We start from the raw sequence: 5709 nt of genomic DNA, 5'->3' as shown, positions 1-5709 counted from the left end.
AGAGCTATACTACGAACTTTAATTATAATAACTATTTAACCGAACATAATATAATTTCAGATGATTTTATGTAAATTTTCTAAGTATTAAGTAATATTATATCCGGTTAATTAATTACAGTAAAGTAGTTTTTTAGCTAATTATACCATGTTCGGATAATTAGTTATAATAAACCTTCTTCCTTCTAAATTTAGTCTTTGCCTCCTGACTACTGATTACTGACTTCTTCCTAATAGACATCTCCAAAAATTAAAAATAGAATCAATTCTTATCGATAAATTATCAATTACTCCCCTCCTGGGAGGGGTTAGGGGTGGGTTAAGTGTTCCCTGTTAAGTGTTCCCTGTTCCCTCTTTTCTGGAGAGGTCTAATGATTTATAAGTATTCAACCGAACATGATATTACTTGTTATCAACAGGACTTACGCGCCCAAACAATAAACAGGGTTTATTACCCTTTTAGTCCGTACTGCGACTTTAAATTCTGACTTCTGACTTCTAACTTCTGACTTCAGCTATAATATCACCTCCTCTAATTAAATAAACTTAAAATCTGAAGAATCAATAGTAGTATTAATAGCATCAGGAAAAACAGGAATATTATTAAGGACTGCTAAATCAAAAGCAGGATTAGCATCATCATCAAGATTAGGGTCATATCCTAAAATAACTTTGCTATTCAAACTATTGTTTACATAAATAAAGAAAGCAGGACCTGTACCAGAACCATTTTGATTTTTTAAAATAGAATTGACTTGCTGTACATTTTCAAATCTATTCTCAAAAATAATCAGTTCTTGTTCGCTAATATCTTGACCTTGTGAACCTAAATTATCCAGAGAAATTATCACACTAGAAAATTCTGTAGCAGTACCAGGAGGATTAGTTAAATTACCAAAATTATTCGACCTAAACAAGAATACATCTACATTACTGCCATTAAAATCAGTAATCACATCTACTCCTTCGTTGGGAACTTCAAAAAAGAAGGCATCATCTCCCTCATCACCAGTTAATCTATCCGCACCAAACCCTCCGTTTAATGTATCATCTCCCACATCTCCATCGATAGAATCATTTCCTTCATCGCCACGGAGAAAATCATTTCCTTCATTACCACTGAGAGTGTCAACTCCTGCACCACCACCCACAGAGTCATCACCGATACCACCAATAACCCTATCATTACCTGGCCCACCAAATAAGCTATCGCTGCCAGTTTGGCCTAGAATACGGTCATCATCAGCACCCCCATCAATAGTATCATTACCGGAATCACCTGTGAGAGTATCATTTCCCGCATCTCCTAATAGGGAGTCGTTGTCATCTGCACCAGATAGAGAATCATTACCTGTACCTCCGTCAAGGGTATCGTTACCCAGTCCACCTGCAAGAGTATCTTGTTGTTCTGCTCCTAATAACAGATCGCTGCCGTCTTCTCCTAACAAAGAGTCATTATCAGCACCACCGTCAAGAGTATCGTTACCTACTCCTCCAAATAATGTATCAGTTTGTTGTGCTCCAAACAAAGAGTCGTTACCAGCTTCACCTAATAAGGAATCTTCTCCAGGTCCACCATCTAAAACATCATCTCCACCACGACCACTAAGAGTATCGTTGCCTGCATTTCCTATCAAGTAATCACTTTGTTGAGTACCGTTGATTGTATTATTGGCATTGCCTCCTTCAGTCACATTATCAACAACTGTAATGCTAAAAGATGTGCTGGGAATAGTTCCACCATCACTATCGGAAACAGAAAAGGAAAAAGGAAAATTACCTGCTGTACTACCTGGAGTATATAGAATTAAGTTGTTATTAATATCAGCTTGAGAGAAAGTATCACCTTGATTAAGAGTTTCATCAACTAACCTAAGATTACCTTGTGTTGGTATTCTAATAATGTTGTAGGTAATTTCTTCTGTTGTGTTATCGGTGTCTGTCACTAAAAGATTGGTATTTAATATATTTTGTCTGGGTCCATTTTTTTCAGCGATAATACCTCGGTTGTTGACGAGTTGAGGTGGGTCATTAACTTTGATGTTGACTTGAGCAGTATCGGAATTACCATTCCCGTCACTAATACTATAGCTGAAACTGTCATCTCCTAGGAATCCCACATTGGGAGTATATGTGTAGGTTGTACTATTTTCTTCTACTAACGATCCGTTTTCCGGTGTACCTATAGCCGAAATACTCAGAGGATCTCCTTCCGGGTCAGAGTCATTTTCTAGCAATTCTTGAGCAGTAATAGTTAATGGTTCATTTTGATTAGTGCTGAAGTTATCATCTTCTGCTTCCGGTGGCAGGTTAGAGGGTGTTGGTGTGGGTGTTACGGTTGGCGTTGGTGTGGGAGTGGGTGTTGGCGTTACGGTTGGCGTTGGTGTGGGTGTTGGCGTTAAGGTTGGCGTGGGAGTGGGTGTTACGGTTGGCGTAGGAGTGGGTGTTATGGTTGGCGTGGGAGTGGGTGTTACGGTTGGCGTAGGAGTGGGTATAGGTAGTGATACTGTTACAAAATCACTAGAGTCAATAGTGCTACTTTCAACTCCTACTAATACTGCTAAGAAATCACCATTAGTACCACCTACACTAATAATTGTATTATCAGGGTTGTCTTCTGATGCAAAAATACTTAGTTGTTCAAAACTCAAACCATTGCTGAGACCAATTAAATCTTCATTGCTAAAGTCATTAATAACATCTGCACTACTAACTCCTGGACCTCCTGAGTTGGATGAAATATTAAAGGTATCTTGCCCAGTACCACCTGTCACTGTATCTGCACCAATATCTCCTGACAGAAAGTCTGCACCGACTCCTCCTTCTAGGGAGTCTGCATCTTTTCCGCCTAAAAGTACATCATCTCCTGTGTTTCCTTCTAGAGTATCTCTACCTGTTTCTCCAAACAAGGTATCTCCACCATCATTTCCTAATAAGCGATCGTCACCTGTACCGCCAACTATTGTATCATTGCCAATATCTCCATCAGCTACATCATTGCCTCGATCGGCAAATAATAGGTCATCTTCTCCACCACCCACAATACTATCATTATCCTTACCTCCAAAAATAGTATCGTCACCTTCACTGCCCAAGATAGTATCACTGTCGCGATCGCCAAATAATATATCGTTACCACTATTTCCTAGGAGAGTATCTAAATCTTTCCCCCCCCGTAAACAATCATCTCCCAGACCTCCATCGAGAAAATCATCTCCTGCATTGCCGTTCATTTTGTCTTGACCTTCATCTCCTAGGAGAGCGTCATTTTCATCTAGTCCAAAAACTGTATCATCTCCAGATAATGCTAAAATTGTATCTGCTATTAGACTTCCAATTATGGAGTCGCTGAGAATAGTTCCCTCTCCTAAACCTTCAATAAAAATTGGTGGTGGTAGTTCGACTTGTTGTTTAACTCTTTTTGTCATCTTGATTTTTCCTAATAATTATTTTTTTGTTAGGGAGATGGATAATTGATAATTGATAATTAGAGATAGTTTTCATTATCCACTATTCCATTAATGAATTAATTCCTTCTTCCCTATTCCCACTTCCCTATTGACAAAGGTAAAGGAATAGAAATTTTTTACTTAATTCCTTCTTCTCTTATAAATGGAAGAAAATAAAAGGTTTTTCCTTCTTCCTTCTTCCCTATTCCCTATTCCCTACTCCCTACTCCCTAATTCTTATATAAAGTCAAAATCATCAGCCTCAATAATAGTTGAAATTTGGTCTTCTCCAGGTTCAATAGATTGGAGGATACCCAACTCAAAAGCAGGCAGACTATCATCAGCCAAACTTGTATCATAACCAAGCACATATTTGTTACGTTGACCATTCAAGTAAACAAAGAAAGCAGGGCGAGCGCTCGATCCATTTTGTATATTTAAAGCAGCGTTAACTGCTTGTACATTATCAAACTTGCCTTCAAAAATAATCAATTCTGCATCAGCAATACTCAGACCTTCAGAACCAACATTTTCGTTCTGGAGAATCACACTAGAAAAACCATCCTTAGTTAAACCGCCAAAGTTAGCAGATGTAAACAGGAATGTATCATCACCTTTACTATCAAAATCAACAATTGTATCAATACCTTGGTCAGCGACCTCATAGAAGAAGAAGTCGTTCCCCGCACCACCTGTCAATCTGTCAGAACCAGATCCTCCAGCCATAGTATCATTGCCAACACTACCATCAATCCGATCATTGTTATCACCGCCTTGGATAGAATCATCTCCTATGTCACCAAGAATGATATCTTGACCTGAACCACCATCTATAGTGTCGTTACCATCATCACCCACTATTGAGTCATCACCATCTTCTCCAAATATTGAGTCGTTTTCTGAACCTCCTACAACGGTGTCCGATCCAGCGCCACTACTAATAGTATCGTTATCAGTACCACCATCTATTAGATCGCTACCTTCTCCTCCAGTTACAGAGTCGTTATCAACTCCACTGCGAATAGTATCATTACCTGCATTGCCAGCTATGGTGTCTCCCCCATCTGCTCCCAGAATAGAGTCGTTACCTTCTCCTCCGATAATACTATCGCCACCATCTCCTCCTAGTAAGTTATCATTACCTGCTTCCCCAAAGAGACGGTCATTTCCTGTATCCCCAGAAATGCTATCATTACCCTCACCACCAAATACGCTATCGCTGCCATCTCCTCCTCGGAGAGTATCTTGTTGAGTGCCACCAGATAGACAGTCATCACCAGAGTTACCAAAAATAGAGTCATTTCCTTCATCTCCACTAATATAGTCACTGCTACTTAGACCATCAATGCTATCATCCCCAGCTAAACCTAAAATATTATTACTGAGAGCAGTACCAGTGAAGTTATCAGCTTCATTAGTTAATGTTTTGGTATCATCTGTAATACCGATGCTAAATGAAGTTAGAGGAACTTGACCGCCAGAAGTATCTGCAACGGTATAACTGAAAAAGTCATTACCTGCTGCATCATCGGGAGTAAATTGTAGCAAGTTATCGTTAATATCTTGTTGAGTGAAAGTGTCTCCCTCTCGTAACCGGGGACTACTTCCTATTCTTAGTTCGCCTAAATCTGGAGCATCTGCAATTGTGTAAATTAACTCACCAGGAGTATTGTCAGCATCTGATGCTTGTAAATTATTATCAGTAATGAACCGTATACCTGAACTTTTTTCTACTACTATACCAGTATTGTTAATTAGCTCTGGTGGTTCGTTAACTGTAATTGTCACATTAGCACTATCGCTTCCTCCTTCGCCATCACTAATAGTGTAGCTGAAACTATCAGTACCAACAAAGTCACTATCCGGCGTGTATTCAAATATTCCATTACTTTTTACCACTAATTCTCCATTGGAAACTGAAGTAAAATCAGTTACTGTCAGTGGTTGACCTTCAGGATCTGAATCGTTTTCCAAGACATCGAACTCTACAGATGTATCTTGGCTAGTTGTTACCTCATCATCTTCTGCATTAGGTGGAAGGTTGGGAATAGGCGGTGGTGTTGGGTCTACCGGGTCTACCGGATCTACTGGATCTACTGGGTCTACCGGGTCTACCGGATCTACCGGGTCTACTGGATCTACCGGGTCTACTGGGTCTACCGGGTCTACTGGGTCTACTGGGTCTACTGGGTCTACTGGGTCTACCGGGTCTACCGGGTCTACCGGGTCTACCGGGTCTACCGGGTCTACCGGGTCTACCG

General features: G+C 40.0%; 2 protein-coding genes. Both read right to left on the bottom strand.

The features are described 5' to 3' along the window. Positions 1–535: 535 nt before the first annotated feature. Complete coding sequence (locus ACP6PM_RS33980; protein WP_426591261.1) at positions 536–3427, bottom strand: cadherin-like domain-containing protein; 2892 nt, start codon at positions 3425–3427, stop codon at positions 536–538. Positions 3428–3685: 258 nt separating this feature from the next. After that, the coding region (locus tag ACP6PM_RS33975) for an Ig-like domain-containing protein (protein WP_426591260.1) at positions 3686–5709 on the bottom strand (2024 nt) is incomplete at its 5' end.

The sequence above is a fragment of the Dapis brunnea BLCC-M229 genome (assembly GCF_050015995.1).
GTDB lineage: Bacteria > Cyanobacteriota > Cyanobacteriia > Cyanobacteriales > Microcoleaceae > Trichodesmium.
The sequence above is the reverse complement of the archived record's forward strand: the minus strand, read 5'-3'. Positions and strand labels throughout refer to the sequence as shown.

Excerpts from the sequence above, each read along its gene's own strand:
- ACP6PM_RS33980 (WP_426591261.1), bottom strand. The coding sequence starts at position 3,427 with ATGACAAAAAGAGTTAAACAACAAGTCGAACTACCACCACCAATTTTT.